Genomic DNA, 16807 nt, shown 5'->3' with positions numbered 1-16807 from the left:
GAAAGGCATCCTCACACCCCCAAGCGTTGCAGAGGATCGGCGCCTAACCGAAGCTCGAAACGCTGCAGCAAGGTCAAAATGAAAAACCCCGCCGACCGATCCGGTTGGCGGGGTTTTGGTGTAAGTCAGCGAACTCACATCGGCGCCATCCGATGCAGCGCCCGGATAGCGGAGTTGAATGCCGCAAGCCTTTCCAGACACTCATCGAGAGCGCAGAGCGCACCAATCGCGCCGTTGCGGCGCCCCTCACCGAGATCCCCGGCGGCTGTATCGACCGCATTCATCAGCGTCTCGGCTTCATGCTGCATGGCCTTTACCATCTGGATGAAGGCGGCATTTTCAGTTTCGTTTTTCATGGTTGCGCTCCGTTGTTGATGACCGAATTTCGCTCGGAAGCGCGGTCGAAAGCGAGCAATCAGAGTGCTTCCTTCTCCTGGAATTGGAAGAACGTCGCTCGCCCGGCCGCGTGCCCTCGGCGGGCGAGCAATGGTTTTGCTGCCCTCAACTTCTCGGCAGATTCCGGGGCATGGGCTCACGGCCGTCGAGGATGATCACCTCGCCAACCTCCTTCCCCTGCCCTCCGCTGATCGTATACAGCAGGCTGACCGGAACGATCTGAAAGCGGCTGAATGTATCCCGTACCTCAGGGGTGTCATTCAGGGACACCATAAACCGGCCCTTGATCGCCGAGAGCATCTCCGCCATTTCCGCAAAATCGGACCGATTGAACACGCCCTCCCCGTAATCCTTCTCACAGCCCCAATAGGGCGGATCCAGATAGAACAGCGTGTCCGGTCCGTCATAGCGCTTCAGGATCTCCCGCCAGTCGAGACATTCGATGACAACGCCCGAAAGACGTTCGTGAATTTCATCGAAGAGCGGGCCGAGGCGGGCGGTGCTGAAGCGGGCAGGTCCTGAGCGATCGACACCGAAGCTACGCCCGCTCACCTTGCCACCGAAGGCCAAGCGCTGGAGGTAGATGAAGCGCGCCGCGCGTTCGAGATCTGTCAGCGTCGAGGGATCGACCTTGGTCAGCCGCTCGAACTCTTTCCGGCCAGAAAGCTGGAACTTGATCGTTTCCAGAAACTGCGGCAGATGACGCTGCAGGATGCGAAAGAGGCCCGCCACATCCGCCGAGCGATCGTTGATCACCTCGCAGGATGGCACGAGCTGTCGGCGGAAGAATACCCCGCCCATCCCCATAAACACTTCGACATAGGTCTTGTGAGGGATCTGCTCGATCAGGGCAGCGATGCGTTGGGCCAGCGCCCTCTTGCCACCGATGTATGCGGCCGGTGGGCTGATAGCGCGAACAGTCGTCATGGGAAATTGGAACAAATCAGTCATTGCAGTGGATCATTTCCTCTGGCAAACCCGCCAATGCCTGCAAAGGCAGCGGGTGCGGTGATGATCCAGATCTTACCGGGCGGGGGTCTGACGCCAATCATGACCCGCCGTTTGCAGCCGCAAGGCTGCAGCCACCCGTGGCCAGGCAGCAGCATGCCGGCCGGGACTAGTAGTCCCGGCCGGATCTCCAAAAGCATCCCTCAGGAAGCTGCCGAACCTCCCCCGCCTCTCACCCAGCGGGCGACGGCGCCAAAGACTAGGTCGGCGATCCACATGGCAGATGCGCCTACCAGAAAAGCAGTGGCATGTTCGGTGGCGACTGCATCTTCAGGCAGGGGCCAATTGATCTTGTGCAGGTAGGCCACAACGGGCGTTGTGAGGTACGAGGCGGCAAGCGCCCCGCAAATCGGCGATGCGGTCATTTCCCGAAGCGTGAAGCTCTTGCGCGACAACGCCCGCAACACCCCGCCCCCCAGCCCTGCGACAGCAAAGCTGATCTTGATGCCGATGAACTCGATCAGCTCTATCGTGTTCATTCGATCCTCTCATTTCTAGATGTGTGGAGCGCGCCAGCGAATGTCTCCGCTGGAGCCTGTCGAGGATCTGCCGCTTCAGGAGCGGATGCGATTGGGAGGGATAAGAATTTCGGCCCAGCCGGAGCGGTTGATGTTCAGCCAGAACTTGACAGCCTTGTCGGCGAAGAGAAACGCACCGGCCATGGTTGCAGCCGCCTTCGGCGACAGGCCGAGACCGGACCAGTCGAATGCGAGCATGCTGGCGACGAAGAGGCCGATCACGTTGACGACGTTATGGGCCGTGTTCGTATCCCATTTCGCGAAGAGGCCACCAGGACCGTCGACGGTGAGGTTGATGGCGAGCTTCAGGATCTTGTCGACCAAGAAGACATAGGCTGCCATGGTCGCCGCCATGCCCGGGTTAAAGCCGAGGGTGCTCCAGTCACAGGCGACCAGCGCGCCAAAGATCAGGCCGAGCAAATCCATCAGCCGGTGAATAACCGTACTGTTCATCAGTGTTCTCCATGTGTGGGGTGGTGGAAGGGGATTACTTCGCCTTGCCCTTCACGGGCGCGGACTCCGGCACGATAGGCCAGTAGGGAAGGCCAAGGGCCGAACCGGTCGTGCGGCCGACTTTGCCGTCTGTGGTGAGGCCATGGGCCTGCTGGAATTTCCGAACCGCCTGTTCCGTGAGCGGACCGAAGTCGCAGTCGGCGTGAATGCCAAGGGCGCGCTGCAGGGTGGCGACGATCTGACCCTTGTCGCCGAGCGACAGCAGGCCATCGGACAACGGGTCATAGGAAGCCGGGCTGTATTTCTGGAAGCGGGCATAGGCGCGGCCGAGCTTCAGCTCGTACTCGTTCTCGCGGAAGCCCGGACCGTTATAGCCTCGCGCGAAACCAGCCCAATCTTTCCGGCGGAGAGCATCAGCGAGGCCGGCGCCGCGAATGAAGGCCATCATGACATCGAGCTGACCGCCCTCGCCTTGCAGGCATTTTTCGACCAGCACCTGCGGCGAGGCAAAGCCGCACATGGCGAAGTTTTCGCCCAGCACCTGGCCCAGCCCCCAGGAACAAGCCTTGAGCGCCGCGCCTTCGTCGATCGCCATCATCTCCTCGAGGAGAAGATAACGGGCGTCCTGTGTCGCTGGATAATTCCCCGGTCGCCATTTCGGATAGGCAAGGCCGGATGTCACGGCAGAGTCACGCTTCAGGCCTGACAGGTTGCGAAAGAACACGTGTCGCTCCGGCAGCATGACCGGCCGGCGCTTCCCGTCGAAGCCGTTACCGCGCGCCTCGACAAAGGTCACCGCGCGGATGGCCGCTTGATCGCAGCCAAGGGCCTTGGCGGCGCGCGCAAAATCCTCTCCGGACAGCGTCTGCCCGGTTCCAGCAAAGTTCATGGCTAAGTCCTTCAGGTTGGGTCGCGACCGTCGGCGCCAGCGCCGTCCGATGGCTGTTTCACGGAAAGGGAAGTGGTGGCCCCGCCGGAACGGTTGGCTTTGTGAGAGACAGCGGAAATCCGGTAGAGGCCATCCACACCGGCTCTTGCGCCCCGCAGCCGGCACTGTCCTTCGGCTTGAGCTTCCGGCACGAGATCAAGCTCGATCGAACCACTGCCTGCATCTCGCTCCGCCTCGCCTTTGCGGGCTCCGGCACTGGCTTTTGCCTGATCCTCGTCGGCGGCAAGCTCGCGGCTGATACTGGTCGCGTCACTCTCCAGCCCTTCAATATCGACCTCTTGCGATTTGTAGGTCGCAGACTTCCGGTCGAACCAGCTGGCCCGCGCTTTCTTTGCTGTCGGCCGGCCGGAGAAGGGCTCGATATCCCAGCGGAGGACGTTGCCACCCTGCTCGGAAATGACAGCATCGACCACAGGTAAATCGGTTCGGTCGCGCGCAGCAAGGATCGCCTGATTACCCCGCAGCTTGAACGTTCCATGAAGTTCCTTGGCCATCCGCTGCCCCAAGGCGATGAAGCTCTCATCCTCCGCAGACCAATAGTCTCGCTTGATATCCGCGAATTTCGGATCGACCTTCACCGAGAAGCCGGCGTTCTTGCCCGCCTCGGTAAGGAAATCGGACAGGGAGGCATCATCCATATGAAAGCCCTGCAGCTCCTTTGCCTTACCCTTGGTGTCGAATCCTTTGGCGGATACCGAGAGCGTGCGGCCGGAGCCCCTCGCCCCTTGAGAACGGACCTTGTCGATCGTGCCCTCGAAAACCTGCACGCCCTGAAGCCGAACCTTGAGCCCGGCATCCTTGGCGGGCAGCTTCAGCTGACCATTGCTGTCATCGAAGACCAGGCGGCAGGTATCGCCGGTCTGACCTTCGGTGTCGCTCACTTCGATTTCGAGGAGGAAAGGACGCATGCCTTGGGAGCGATCTTCGCCATCGACGAAGACCTGCCATGAAACAGTCCATGTCATAATGATCACCCGAACAGGGAAACGACGCGCTTTGCCGTCTGGGAGAAGGGTTGCGGCAGATCCGGCAACAATATCTTCGTGCCGATCGGCAAGATCGGCCCCAGGGCAGCGAGACCGGGATTGAGAAGGAGCGTCGCTTCGACCAGTTCACGGCCACGGACGCCATATTTGCGATGGAGGAGGAGATCCAGCACGATCCCCTCGCCCTTGATTTCGATCTGCTCCGACATGATCAAAGCCCCCCTATCGCACCGAACAGGCCCAGCAAAGCGGATATGACCTGCTGGCCATCGCCGCCATCTTCATCTGCCTGATTGAGCGTGATGCGGTGGCCAATGACATGGCCCACTCCGTTTTTGGCAAGCTCGGAATGGGTCTCGGCGATCTCGGAAATGTAGTACCAGCCGAAGCGGTAGCCATCCCCGCGCATGAGCGGGAAGCGTTGCCCCTTCCGCCGCATGTCGTGAAGGGTTTCTAGTTCCGACATGCCCCCGATCCGGAACGGCAGGAGCTGGCCAGAAAGGGTGATCGTATCCTCGCCCTCTCCGGTGACCTCCTTCCGCTCCCGCCCGCCCATGACCGGCTTGGATGCAACCGAGGAGCCGCTTTCCCGCTCCATGCTATCGATCGAGAACGGCTTGGTGTCGATCGTCACGGCGCCCAGAAGATAGAGCATGTTTCACCTCAGTTCCCATTGTCAGCGTGGGCACCACTGATCGCATCCAGCACGGCGCTTCCAAGCGTTTGCGCTGCAGCATGTGGGTCCTGCATGACCTGTTGAACCGGAACGGTCAGATGGAGAGTGACATTTGGGCGCTGCATGTTGGTGACTTCCACCCGTTGGACACCTGAAGGCTGGGTTGTGATTGGCCCCGTAACGGTGACTTGTTGCGGACCGGAATAGCCGGGTGCAGCGAGGCCGGGAACCTTTGTGTTCCCGAACCCGAGATCATTCGCGACGGGAGAGAGTTGTGCGTCGCGAATGCGCTCCGCGACCTGGTCCTCTGTCATCATACCCTTCGCGCGGTAACTTCGGTTCTGGAAATTCCCCTCCGCACCAAGCAACCTGTCTGAGGGAGCATTGGGGTCCGGGCGAGGAATCGGGATGGGAATTTTGCCGGTCCGAACGCCCAGGAATGGATAACCCGCACGCCCGTTCGTCGGTTTAGGCGGCCCGGCTTGCTTTGCCGCTTGTTCACCACGCTTGATATAGAGATCAAGAATATCAGGCTTCAGGTCGGCCAAAACGTCCTCGATCTCACCCCGTCCCAGCTTGGCCAACGACTTCCGGTAAGCGTTTTCAGCATCACGATTGAACTCTGAAGCGCCTGTGCGCCCGCCAATCGTGCCCTTGTTTTTGCCGTGCAGCTCCAGATATCGCTTCATATAGGCGGCTTTGTCGTCAGCTACGGTCTGGCTGTCTTTTCCAGAGAGCGCGCGATCTATCGCCTCTCTTTCGTCCAGATAGTCCGTCGCCTGCTTGAGAATGGGCGTTACATGGTCGGCCAATCTCGACCCAACCGACAAGACGAACTTGTCCCATGCGTTTTGCAGATCCTGGACGCGGGCCGCCGAGTCACCCGCAATCTGGTTAAAGTCTCTCAGCGCCGAACCATCCACATTGCCGAGCGATGCCATCAGTGCCTTGTATTGCTCACCGCTGGTCATGAGCGCGCGCATGCCCTTCAGCATTTCGGCATCAGTGAACAGAAGCGGCAGCTTGGAAAGGTCACCCTTCACAGCCTCGAATGCGAGCTGCTGGAAAACTTCAAGAACATCACGACCTTCAGCCCGGGCTTTGTCGAGCGCCTTCGGAAGGTTTATGCCCATATCCTTGAACTTCTTTGCCGTGTCGGCCGTGTACATCTTGTTCAAGACGTTGGACAGCAGGGTGGCCGCCTCCGAACTGGAGCCGGTCTGGTTGCGAACCACCTGCAAGGCAGCGACCAGCTTCATGAGACCCTCATTGCCCTTGTAGCCAAGTGCCGCAAAGGCGGGGGTGAGAGATGGCAGGTATTGAGCCATATCCTTCAGCTCGAACTTGCCGAGCTTGCCACCCCCGACAAGAATGTCGAAGGCCTTCTGCATTTCCCCGGAGGTGATGCCGAGCGAGTTGGAAAGGGCATCAGCGGACAAGGCGATATCCGAGATCGCGGATCCGCTGGCCTGCGCGGTCATGGCGACAGAGGGCAGGAACGCCATGCTTTCGTCCAGCTCGCGGCCAGAGGCAATGAGCGTTTCAAGACCCTCGACGACCGAAGCGAAGCTCTGATGGGTGGCACCAGCGAGCTGCTGTAAGTGCCCGATCGTCGGATTGATCATATCGGCGCCTTTGCCGGCGTTGATCACGATGCGGTTCACCTGGCGCTCGACATCTGCATAATCTTTGTAGGCGGAAGCCGCAGCTGTCGCTACTCCGGCGACGGCCAGGGCACCCACCATGCCCCTGCTTGCCCAGACTTGGTAGTTTTCCCGGCGCCGGGCGAGCGCATCTTCTTCTGCCTGCGCCTGCGCCATGGCTCGGGCGCGGATCAGATCCTCATGGGCACGCTGCTCACGGTTGAGGCGCATTCCCATCTTCGCCAGGTCATAGTCCCGCTCGGCCTTCCGAAGGCGCGAAAGGTTCCCGATGACGGTCTGGGTCGACCTGCCAGTATTGTCCCGGAGATCAATTACCATCTCAGCCGTAAGCTTTGCCATGTCAGTCCTCTCTCAGATATGCCGGCATCATGTCGATCAGCATGCCGTAAAGCGCTTCGCTGTCGCGGGCGTCGAGCCCACGGATGACGGACCGATGAAGCCCGGTCAGGTGGCAGAGAAGATCCCTGTTCGTCTCGATCGCCCCGGAGACAAGGTCATCGAGGTCGCCTTGTGTCGGGCGCCTCAGGGTGACTTTCCGAAGCGGCTTGCCATTCAGCTTTCGGGGATAGGCCAGCGGGTAGACAATTCCGTCCTGCCCCTTCGTGAGGGGCAGGATCTCGTGAACCACATCCGTCGCGTCATCATCCGGCACGACGGGAAATTCCATTTCGGTCTCGTTCATGGCCGATGGCTCCGCTTACGCGCCGAGCGCCTGACGATCGGCGGCGAAGAGGTCGACGCCATTCCGACGAACGATCCGTTCATCGCTGTCGATATACCAAAGCTCGCGACCGTCGAGGGCGAATTCGAAGTGGGTCACTTCCTTGAACTGATGGCTGCAACCTTGGAACTCACCCGGATCACTTTCATCCGGGGTCCATTCGAGGATCGCACCTTCGATGATGCAGCGGCCAGGGATAGCCCTGTTGGTCTTCTTGTCCCGGTAGGCACCGGCGAACACCCAGCGGTCCCGCTCCCCGAAACCTGAGAAGATATCGGTATCGATGCCCTTGGCGCTGAAGGCAGGCTCCAGTGCCTGAAGACGGGGCAGTGCATAATCCACCGCCATGACACCCCCACCCGGGTTGTGGGAAGCGGTGACGAAGCGGATCGGAGGAATGGTCAGCTTCGTGATGGTGGTTGCCCGCGATGAGCCGGTCACCTCGGCACGGCGCACATCGACGGCGGTCAAAATAATCAAGGACTGCATTGGATTTCCCTTCTGGTTAAGCCGAGTGTCAGGCGACGGCGTTAAGGCGGGCGACGATATCGCCAACCAACCCTTCGAGAGCCGGACGGTAGCGCTGGATTTCATGGTCTGCGCGCTTGAAGACAGGCGCCGGCTCGATCCCGATATCGAGCTTCAGTGTGCCGAGGCGGATATCTTCCGGGCTGTTCTTCGAGGCCTTGAACATTTCATGGCGCGGGGTGTAGCCGAGGATATCCTCTTCGGCCTTGTGGTCGCGCAGCATGAAGGCAATCGAATTGATCCACGCCTCCGCCATGTCGGCCGTGATCTTCTTCGACCCGAGGAACTGCCGCGTGATGCGCATGATCTTGACCACGATATAGTCAGCGCCTCGCACCTGGTGCATTTGACGCCAAAGATCGCCGGTCGTCGCATTGTCCGTTCCGATGAATGAGAAGCCACCATCCGCGATCGAGCCGTCGAGCCCCACCTCACCTTCAGCGACAATGGCAACATTCGCTTCCAGGAGCTGCTGTCCTTCCGTCGATCCGTCCAGAAGCGAGAACGGAAGCTTCCGGGAAATGCCGGCGAGGCCATAAAGCGGCCGGTTCGCAAAGGGCTCGAAGGGCTTTCCGGAGTGTTCGTTGTCGGTACGAATGATCAGACCAGCAACGCGCGCTGCCATGGAGCGGGTCACGATCGAGGAGCCTTCGAAAACCCGGGCTGCAATACCGATCGGCATCAGCCGTTCAGAATTCATCGTATTGCGGGCGGAGATCGCATTTGCCTTGTTGGTGTCGTCGACATCGACAGGCGCGATGGCGAGGATCTTAGGAAGCGCCGTCTGCAAGGCGGCAATGACCGGGTTTACCGTATTGGGGTCCGGTCGCCATGCGGTACGGCCTGCGACAACAATGCGCGGGGTCGCATTGACCGCCGAAGGAATGCTGGTCAGGTTGTTGACCACGTCCGCGATGGCAGCAGCGGTGGCGCCGGCATTCGCCCCTTCAGCAACACGGAAAACCGTGACATCCGCACCGGAGTTAAGGCCGGCGAGCTGGGCATTGATCCCTTTCACGGCATCAGCCAGCAGACCCGTTCCGAGGGCTGCAACAGCATCCGGATCGCCGGAAGAAATCCGCTTTGCCTGACCTGCCGGAAACTCGGTATTCGAGGCATCGGCGGAGGTTTCGATGACGAGGACCTTGGAAAAGTCCGCGCCGTTGACCGGAACCGCTTCGGTATCCGGCCGGGAAAATTGCATGCCAAAGGTCGGTGCAGTCATCGTGCAACTCCAGAGTTCGATGATGATATTGAGGGGAATGACGCGCTCAGTCGGCAGACCGGAGGGCGGTTGTTGGTTCGCCTTGGCGGCGAACATTCTTCAGAGGGTGGAGGCCCAGACCCAGAGCGTATCGATCTGGCTTTCGGGCATATTCATGATGAGGGAGAGCTTTTCGACCGCTGGATGATGGCGACTGTAGGAGGTCGCCTCATTCAGCTCGATCCGCATGTATTCCCGCTCTTCAGGATCTTCGACCAGCTCGACGGCCGCCAAGACATCGGCCTTGGTGACGCCCGCCTGAAGGGCGGCAAGCCACAGCTGGCGCGGCGTCAGCGCCGGCATGATCGCGTCCGGCGCCGGACCGGCCGGAGCCGCGATATCCTTGGCCAGGTCATAAAGAGCCCGGCTATGTTCTTCGACGTCGGCCGGCGACGCCGAGAACGGTATCCAGCCGAGCGCAGGATGGTTGATCTCCATATCGACGCCACCGAAGGAGTTGTGTTTTGGGTTCCGGAATTCCATCAAGCTACCCTCAAGAAAAGTGACGCGCCCTGAAACGACGCACCCGCACCAACTGTCCCAAGGCACTTCCAAGTTCCGAGCGGCGCAGAGCCGCTAATTGCGAGCGTAGCGGCCGCACCCGTCGTGCCGTACAAACTGCAAAGGCGGAGAGCGGAGCCCGCATAGTTGGTGCCGTAGGTCAGTGCAGTGTTTGCCGTGCCATGAGCGAGCAACTGGATTGCCCCTACGGCGCCGTGAACAACGCCCGCGCCGTAAACCGCCCCGATGTTGGCAATCGCGGTGTAATCGGTCGGATCAAAATTGCCGGTGTGCCATATCTGCGAGCCGTTAAGAGACATCGCGCCGGCCACATCCCCGATCAGGACCGTGTTGAGAAGCGAGCCGGTGGGACCAAGGGTTCGCAGTACCAGCGAGCCTGACGATGGGTTGTAGTAGATTTGCGCTGCGGTTGTGCTGTCGGTATCCCGAAGCCAGCTCAGCAAACCGGCAGCGGCAGAGGAGCTTCTTAGCTTGATGCCCTTGCCAACGGCGAACAACACGTCGCCTGCCAGCGTTCCCCCGGCGAGCGGCAAGTAATTGGCAAAGTTGTCAGCCAGCTCTTTCAGCGTATCGAAGGACGCTGATACGCCGTTCCTGATGGCTGACAACAGGCCGTCGACATAGGTCTTTACCGCCTTCTGGCTGGGCACCTTTGCATCGTCAACGCCGAGGGCGGTGTTGATATCAAGCGCTGAAGCGTTCAGCTTCGTGGCGGCGGCCGTGTCGACGTAGGATTTCACGGCCTTCTGGCTGGGCACCTTTGCATCGCTGACGCCCAGCGCCACTGCGGTATCCACCGCCGAGGCATTGAGTTTCGTGTCCGCAACCGTCCCGACATAGGACCTTACTGCCTTCTGAGAAGGTATCCGGTCATCAGCGTTCGCCGCCAGGGTGCCGTCAATATCGAGCTGTGTGTCATCGAGCTTTGCGATAAGGGCGGCATCCAGCCCGTTAATCTGGGCAATCGTGTGATTGTGGTTGCCCATGGCGGTCGCGGGAGAGACGGCGATCCAGCCGGTGTTCGTCTTCACGAGAACATAGCCGACCGGCGCCGCATCCGCCCCGTCAACGTCCGTCAAACTGTCGAGCTTGAAGGTCGCGTTGGCGTTCATCTTGCTGGCCAGAGCCGCCGCAAGGCCGATAACATCTTCGATCTCGTGGGCATGCAAGACCGGCGCTTTACCGCCGGTCTCCATTGCGAGCGCGTGGAGGATAGTGTCCAGCAGGTCCAATGTGGACTGGAGCTGGTAAAACTCCGCATCCACATCATTGGCGGCATCCGGCTTGATCAGCCCATAATGCGTCGTCGTGTCCATTGGCTATCCTCAGAATACGCCAGCGCCAAAGTCCCCGCACACGACGCGTGCCGCTGGCCCGCCCGTCCCGGAAATCCTCAGCCTGACTGTGGTGCCGGCGAGCCCGCCGACCTTTTCGAACTTCCGTTCCGTCCAGCCGTTGAACTGGAGCGGCTCGGCCGAGACGAAGGGCAATGTGGTCCAGGCCCCGCCGTCGATCGAGTAATGCATGGCGACGGTAGCGCCCGCCGGCAGGAACGCCTTGAAGTAGGCCGAAAGCCTCGCGGCCCCGGTAATATCGAAGGCGCGGGTGATGTAGCTGAAGGTCGTCTGGATACGACCAGCGATCAGCTGCACCGGGGCAAACAGGATCGGAGACAGTTTCGAAGTGCCTTTGAGAACGGCACGAAGCTGCACCGTCTCATTCAGGAACTCGTTCAGCTTCAGCACCTGGCCCGCCGCCAGCTTGTAAACCGTGCCGTTGGGACGGACGATTTCGAAGGTGACGCTGCAGCCAGGGCCGGGGATCTCGATTGAGGCGCGGACCTGAAGGTCAGAAGCATTGACCAGGGCGAAGCTGCCAAGCGCAACTGTCTTGGTCAGAACATTGTACTTCGCCGCGACAAGCTTGAATGCCAGCGCCTCTTTCTGATGGGCGGTCCATGTCTGCGCGTTGACAGAGTCAAAACGCGGGCCGACCACATAGGGGTGCTGGGTGACATACTTCTGAAGCGAAGGGTCATAGGCACCGAGCGCCGCGAACGAAACCGAATGCGTGTTGTCATCGGTCTTGATCACGAAGGCATGCTTCGTCTCAGGTCGGGTGGTGACCGGCAGTTTGAAGCGACCGGACTTCCAGCCGACCACGGCGCCAGCCATCGAGACATCCGACTGGGCGACGATATCGGTGGTTGGATAGCCGTTGTCGATCGTGACCTGATCGAGGATCAGGCGTTTTGCCGGGTTCCCGATCTTGCAGATATGGAAATCCATTCCAACGATCTGGCGAACCTCCGGCACGGCAAAGATCTGCGCTTGCGGATCGGGGGAATCCCCCCCATGTCCGCTTCCCCAAACCGGCGTCGGCGTGCGCGGGGTCGGCGTGCTGGGCGTGCCGGGTTCGGGTTCGGGCTCCGGCTCCGGCTCCGGCGCGGTCCAGTTCTCGATCGTGGTAATGCGCCGCATCACGGTGATCTCGATCGTGCCCTGACCGGTGAACATGGCCGTTGCGACGGTCTTGCCCATGCCGACAGCCTGCACCACTTTCGTTCCGGCAGTGACGGCGGCCGGAATGTTGAAAGTCCCGGTGATGACGCCAGCGGCATTGGCCGTCTGTACGCCGGCAGGTTTCACCGACTTGCCGTCAAAGGTGAGCGACTTCAGGATCTCGCCCGGACCGAAACCCGAGATGGTGAAGTCGATGCTGATCGGGCGCAGGAAATCTGCCTGCTCTTCCCGCTGATCGACCAGCCGGTTTGTCGTGGTCACCTTCTGGAGCGGGCTGCTTTCGTCCGGCGCTTCGCCACGGTTGAACTCCCGGGTTTCCGGAGACGTCCATTCCGTCTGGCTGATCGTCCAGAAGTCCACCGCCGGATCGAGCTTCAATTGCCCCGGCAGAGGCGTGAAGTTGGCGTAAGGATTGATCTTGATACAGCCGGTCTTGAAGAGCTGCTGGGCAATGACCTCCTCGACATGATCGAGCTTTACGGGGGCGGCGAGGTTCGCCTTGTAGAAGGTTGGTGCCACAGCAAGGGTCAACATGCCGTTCGCGACAGCCCCGTTCTGCGCGGCGCCCGCATCCCGGTAATAGTCCGACGTGAAGGGATCGACGAACATGCCAAGTTTTGCCACAGGCTCTTTTCTGTCAATGTTGACCTGCAGGCGCAGCAACTCCACCAGCCGCTCAATATCGACAATCTTTTCGTTGTATGTCCGCTGCTCATCGCGGGTCAGAAAGTAAGTCCCATCATTCTTGATGACGGGCTTATTGATCCAGTCGTTGCGGATCTGGCAAAGGTTGAGCAGAGAGGACGGAACCGCCGGAGGCAACGGGTTCCTCCACGCGGATATGCCCTTCAGATAGACGGGGCTACCATCGTCCTTCAGGCACATGCGATCAATGCGCGGAAGCTTTGCCGTGTAGGACACGATGACATCGCCGCCGGTAGCGCCACCCGTAACAGTGATCGTGTTGTAAGTCTGGTCGCTCGGAGTGACGAGCGAACGATAGCGATAGGTCACATCATAGCTGGAGCCTACGGCCGGTTCGGCGCCGGCCGGAGCCCAGTCGATATTGTTGTTGGCGAGCTGATAGGCGCTCGCCGCAAAGACGGTCGCCCCCTGCTTGATCTGCGAAACGGAGATCACGCTGGTATCGGGCAGAGCATCGACGCCACTGACGACGGCCCCACGGGTGATGTTGACGGTTCGTTCCTTGGTCAGCAGGATCGAATTGACGGTCGCGATCGGCGCGAAGTCGACGGTGAAGGTGAAGCTCGCCCCGCCCGGGTAAATCAGCGTTTCGCCGGGGATTGCCAGCTCATCCCAATCCTCCGGTTCGGCATGCCGGAGCGCGGCATAACGGGTCCGCTTCAAGCCGTTGATATTGGCTTCTCCCTGCTCGATGGAAAAGTTCTGCACACCCGTATCGAGGCCGAGCGCGGTCACACGGCAACCGGAGACAATATAATTGCCGTTCGGCCGGTCATATTCCTGGACGATCTGCATGGCGGGCGCCAGCACGGCCGGCCCGGACTGGTCAAGGATTGTTCCGTCATCGAGCGTATAGACCGAGAAGAACGGACCAGGTTGAGAGTCGAGCGAATGTGCCCACACAATGGTGCCGATCTCCCGTGCCGCACCCGGTTCGCCTTCCGCGACAGAGCCAGGAACAATGCCAAGCAGGGACGGATCGTCCTCGGCGGTGCGGTAAGCCGTGGTGAGACGCACGCCGATTTCGAGCCGGCCGGTCATCGGCACGCCGGTCAGCACCGCTTCTTCGACGGAATAGACATCACCGGCGACATAGATCTCGCCTTCGGTGAGGGTGACGGTCCCGGCGGCAACGTTGACCACGGCGCTGGCGCGCTTGATGCGCGTGCCATCCCGGGCGATCATTCGACCGACACGGGTAATGGCGCCGCGCAGAATGGTCTGCAGCTCGTTTAGCTCGGGCGCCTGAAGAAGGGGCCGCTCGCCGTGGAATACCAAGCCCTTCTGTTCGTCGTGGCCTTCCGCCCGGTCATAGGCAAAGGGAAGGCCGCTCTTGTGTTCGTAAGCCATCAGAACCTCAACAGAAACTTGAATTGATCGCGGACGGTTTTCCGCAGATCGCGTTGAACAGCCTTGGCGGCGAAGGGCACGCCGCCATAAACCTCATCATGCTCCAGCCAGAGCCGACCGGCCGGGGTGACCGGTGTCAGGTTCGCAAAGGCAACCAGCTCGACTGATGCCACTGCCTCATCGGCCGCGTCGGCAAAGCCGGTCATGGCCTCGACATAGACGAGCTGGCCATTGACTGCCGGGGAGTAGAGCTGGGAGCCGTGGCGGTACATGCCGGCAGCGGCGGGGGCACATGCGCGCACAATCCGGCAACGACGATATCCGATGACCGACCCGTCACCGCGACGAAGCTTGAGGTGCAGCACCTCATCATCGAACCACCGCGCCATCAGCACGCGGCGCTGTGCGGCCGGATTGTCGGCCCAGTGGAAGTTCGCCGTGGCCCACTTGAACTGCATATCCGCCCACTTCAGGGAAGCAGCCGCCGGCGGCACGATCCAGTTTCCAAGCGCAAGCCCTTCGGCCTCGGTGAGCGTGTGCTCAAACTCTGCGGTGCGCCCGAAAGACCAGACGGTGCCACCCTCATGAAGACGCACGCCGCTTTCATGCTCAAGGTGACTGCCATCGAGAACATGCGCGTCGCACTCCATGGCGGGCACATCATACTGGAAGACGCCGCGCCGAAGGTCGGAGCGGAAAGGGAGCGAGAGGCGCGTGATTGCCTCGATCCGGTCGAGCAGCGGCTCATCGTTCTCCGGCAGGGACGGGAAGCGAAGCTGGCTGGAATTCCACCAGACGCGGGCATGCCAGGCGGGCTCCAGCGTGGCGGTGACGCCCACAAAGCCGAGGCCCTGCGAAACGGCGGCATAGGTGCCGCGAACCCGCAACCAGCGCAGCCCTTCATCGAGCAGTTCATAAAGGTTCGGGATATACGGGGTGAGCATCCCCAACCCATATTCCCACACCAGAAACGGCAGGTACGACGGCGGCGGGTTTCGCTTGGCCGAGGTGATGAAAGGAACCGCGTCTTCCAGTTCCTGCCATGCCTTTGCCCGCGAGGCCTCGACGGTAATCTCGAAATGGCCCGAGCTTGAGGGGAGAAGCGTTGTCAAAACGCCCTGCCTTTCTGCACCAGCGTGACCGTGCCAATCGCTACGGCTTCATAGGGTGCTGCCGTGGTGTCTGCCGCTGGCAGCGTCGGCGTCACCTTGTGCATGCCCGGCACCATCAGTTTCGATACCCACCATTCGCGGACAAGATCGCGGCCGAGCGCTTGCTCCGCATCCCAGGCAACGCGCAGCGCCTCTTCGGCGCGGGTAACGACCGCTTCATCCGCGTTCGGCAAGAGCCAGACATTGGCAGAGAGATTGGCGACCTTCCGCACGGCCGAGCTGACGACAAATTCATCATTCACGAGCTGGACAGCGTCGTTTTCCAGCGCAAGCCGAACCTTCGCCAGCAGGTCGGCCGACGCAACGCCGTTTGGCTCGGTGGAGTAAACGGCAATGTAAATGCGGGGGCTCTTGCCAACGCGATACGGTTCCACGCTGCGAACCCGGATATCGGAGCCCATGGCGATACTCTTGTAACGCTCTTTGGGACCGCCCGTCGAACGGCCCTGAATGGCGAGGATGACGCGGAGCCGCAGGCGCGCGTCACCTTCACCGGGAAGGCGGTTCACGTCATAGAAAGCGGCCAGGTGGTCGAGATCGGACTTCTGCGCAAATGCCAGAAGGTTCGCACGTGCCGCGTCATTGATCCGGGCGCGCAACAGAAGCTCGCGATATGTTTCGGACTGGCCGACGATCACCGCCGGGTCCGTCTCCAGCATCGAGACATCATAGGCCGGCAGATTTTCCGAGGGGAAGGCAATCCGCCTTTCATTCCAGGCTCGCTGAAACTCCTCCATCTGGCGCGAGAAGGCCCGTTCATAGGCTATCTCTTCAATAATGGCCGGAGCTGGCAATAACGCCAGATGAAGATCGCTCATGTGGAAACCTGCAATCCGTTTTCGAGAAACATCAGGCTGAAGGACAGCCGGCGTTCGACCGTCAGATCGCCAAGGTGGGCACGAGGTCGATAATCTGCCTCAAACACCAGCTTGGCGCGGCCGAGCCGCAATTCGTCGACCGAGCCTTCAAAGGATACGCGCCGAATGCGAAGGCGCGGCTCCCAGAGATCAATGGCGGTAGCAACCAACTGCCGCCATGCTGCGAAAAGCGGGGGCTTCATTGCCCGCCCAAGAAGCTCCAACACGCCACCACCAAACTCTCGGCGCATGCAGCGCGAACCGAGACGGGTGGAGAGGATCACTTCAACTGACTGAAGGGTCGAGGCGAGCGGGCCGATAACCTTGCCCGTCCTGCGGTCAATTCCCGCCATCGGCGCGACCGCTTTTCTCGCTTTTCTCACCCTTCAGAAGAGAAATGCGCCCGTGGGCGAGATCGAAAAGCTCCTCGCCAGGTTTCAGTTCGACAATTCGACTTTCCGGTACCGGTGCGCCGTTCACGACTTCGATGCCTTCGGCCACTTTGTATCTCTGCAT

At 60.6% G+C, this 16807-nt stretch carries 20 protein-coding genes; 1 reads left to right on the top strand and 19 read right to left on the bottom strand.

The genetic code is table 11. The features are described from left to right. Positions 1–134 precede the first annotated feature (134 nt). The 6 genes from ACT54B_RS09490 to ACT54B_RS09465 form a co-directional block, all read right to left on the bottom strand. A complete protein-coding gene (locus ACT54B_RS09490) occupies positions 135–356 on the bottom strand; it encodes a hypothetical protein (protein ID WP_476044478.1) in 222 nt (73 codons plus the stop codon). Positions 357–501: 145 nt separating this feature from the next. Next, the gene (locus tag ACT54B_RS09485) at positions 502–1347 is read right to left on the bottom strand and encodes a DNA adenine methylase (RefSeq protein ID WP_476044476.1); all 846 of its coding nucleotides are present in this window, start codon (positions 1345–1347) and stop codon (positions 502–504) included. Positions 1348–1547: 200 nt separating this feature from the next. Next, positions 1548–1883, bottom strand: coding sequence for a hypothetical protein (locus ACT54B_RS09480; protein ID WP_476044474.1), 336 nt, complete (start codon positions 1881–1883; stop codon positions 1548–1550). Positions 1884–1958: 75 nt separating this feature from the next. Continuing rightward, entirely contained in the window at positions 1959–2375 is a 417-nt protein-coding gene (locus ACT54B_RS09475) for a hypothetical protein (RefSeq protein WP_476044473.1), read from the bottom strand. A gap of 34 nt (positions 2376–2409) precedes the next feature. After that, positions 2410–3264 (bottom strand): N-acetylmuramidase domain-containing protein, encoded by an 855-nt coding sequence (locus ACT54B_RS09470; protein WP_476044471.1) that lies wholly within the window; start codon positions 3262–3264, stop codon positions 2410–2412. An 11-nt stretch (positions 3265–3275) separates the two neighbouring features. Continuing rightward, positions 3276–3962 (bottom strand): phage late control D family protein, encoded by a 687-nt coding sequence (locus tag ACT54B_RS09465; protein ID WP_476044469.1) that lies wholly within the window; start codon positions 3960–3962, stop codon positions 3276–3278. Between the two features lie 87 nt (positions 3963–4049). On the opposite strand from ACT54B_RS09465, the gene ACT54B_RS09460 reads away from it, so the two are divergent. Further along, positions 4050–4274, top strand: coding sequence for a hypothetical protein (locus tag ACT54B_RS09460; RefSeq protein WP_476044467.1), 225 nt, complete (start codon positions 4050–4052; stop codon positions 4272–4274). 20 nt (positions 4275–4294) lie between these two features. On the opposite strand, the gene ACT54B_RS09455 is transcribed toward ACT54B_RS09460, so the two are convergent. The 13 genes from ACT54B_RS09455 to ACT54B_RS09395 all read right to left on the bottom strand — a co-directional run bounded on the left by ACT54B_RS09455 (position 4295) and on the right by ACT54B_RS09395 (position 16807). After that, positions 4295–4519: a tail protein X gene (locus ACT54B_RS09455; RefSeq protein WP_476044466.1), complete on the bottom strand. Its 225-nt coding sequence runs from the start codon at positions 4517–4519 to the stop codon at positions 4295–4297. 2 nt (positions 4520–4521) lie between these two features. Further along, the gene (locus ACT54B_RS09450; protein WP_476044464.1) at positions 4522–4965 is read right to left on the bottom strand and encodes a phage tail protein; all 444 of its coding nucleotides are present in this window, start codon (positions 4963–4965) and stop codon (positions 4522–4524) included. 8 nt (positions 4966–4973) lie between these two features. Continuing rightward, positions 4974–6989 carry a phage tail tape measure protein gene (locus tag ACT54B_RS09445; RefSeq protein WP_476044462.1) on the bottom strand — a complete coding sequence of 672 codons (2016 nt, stop codon included), beginning with the start codon at positions 6987–6989 and terminating at the stop codon, positions 4974–4976. 1 nt (position 6990) lies between these two features. Next, a complete protein-coding gene (locus tag ACT54B_RS09440; protein WP_476044460.1) occupies positions 6991–7332 on the bottom strand; it encodes a phage tail assembly protein in 342 nt (113 codons plus the stop codon). 15 nt (positions 7333–7347) lie between these two features. Continuing rightward, a complete protein-coding gene (locus tag ACT54B_RS09435; protein WP_476044459.1) occupies positions 7348–7860 on the bottom strand; it encodes a phage major tail tube protein in 513 nt (170 codons plus the stop codon). Between the two features lie 28 nt (positions 7861–7888). Next, the gene (locus tag ACT54B_RS09430) at positions 7889–9124 is read right to left on the bottom strand and encodes a phage tail sheath protein (protein ID WP_476044458.1); all 1236 of its coding nucleotides are present in this window, start codon (positions 9122–9124) and stop codon (positions 7889–7891) included. Positions 9125–9223: 99 nt separating this feature from the next. Then, positions 9224–9646 carry a hypothetical protein gene (locus ACT54B_RS09425; RefSeq protein WP_476044457.1) on the bottom strand — a complete coding sequence of 141 codons (423 nt, stop codon included), beginning with the start codon at positions 9644–9646 and terminating at the stop codon, positions 9224–9226. Continuing rightward, on the bottom strand, positions 9646–11001 hold the full coding sequence (locus ACT54B_RS09420) for a hypothetical protein (RefSeq protein ID WP_476044455.1): 1356 nt from the start codon (positions 10999–11001) through the stop codon (positions 9646–9648). Before ACT54B_RS09420 ends, ACT54B_RS09425 begins: the two co-directional genes overlap by 1 nt. 9 nt (positions 11002–11010) lie before the next feature. Then, positions 11011–14262 (bottom strand): DUF4815 domain-containing protein, encoded by a 3252-nt coding sequence (locus ACT54B_RS09415; RefSeq protein ID WP_476044454.1) that lies wholly within the window; start codon positions 14260–14262, stop codon positions 11011–11013. After that, a complete protein-coding gene (locus ACT54B_RS09410; RefSeq protein WP_476044453.1) occupies positions 14262–15374 on the bottom strand; it encodes a phage tail protein in 1113 nt (370 codons plus the stop codon). Before ACT54B_RS09410 ends, ACT54B_RS09415 begins: the two co-directional genes overlap by 1 nt. Continuing rightward, the gene (locus ACT54B_RS09405) at positions 15371–16252 is read right to left on the bottom strand and encodes a hypothetical protein (RefSeq protein ID WP_476044452.1); all 882 of its coding nucleotides are present in this window, start codon (positions 16250–16252) and stop codon (positions 15371–15373) included. Before ACT54B_RS09405 ends, ACT54B_RS09410 begins: the two co-directional genes overlap by 4 nt. Beyond that, a complete protein-coding gene (locus ACT54B_RS09400; RefSeq protein WP_476044450.1) occupies positions 16249–16644 on the bottom strand; it encodes a GPW/gp25 family protein in 396 nt (131 codons plus the stop codon). Before ACT54B_RS09400 ends, ACT54B_RS09405 begins: the two co-directional genes overlap by 4 nt. Continuing rightward, positions 16631–16807 (bottom strand): hypothetical protein, encoded by a 177-nt coding sequence (locus ACT54B_RS09395; protein ID WP_476044448.1) that lies wholly within the window; start codon positions 16805–16807, stop codon positions 16631–16633. Before ACT54B_RS09395 ends, ACT54B_RS09400 begins: the two co-directional genes overlap by 14 nt.

The organism is Gellertiella sp. DMC107 (assembly GCF_056313605.1).
This window is presented reverse-complemented; position numbering and strand designations above follow the sequence as displayed.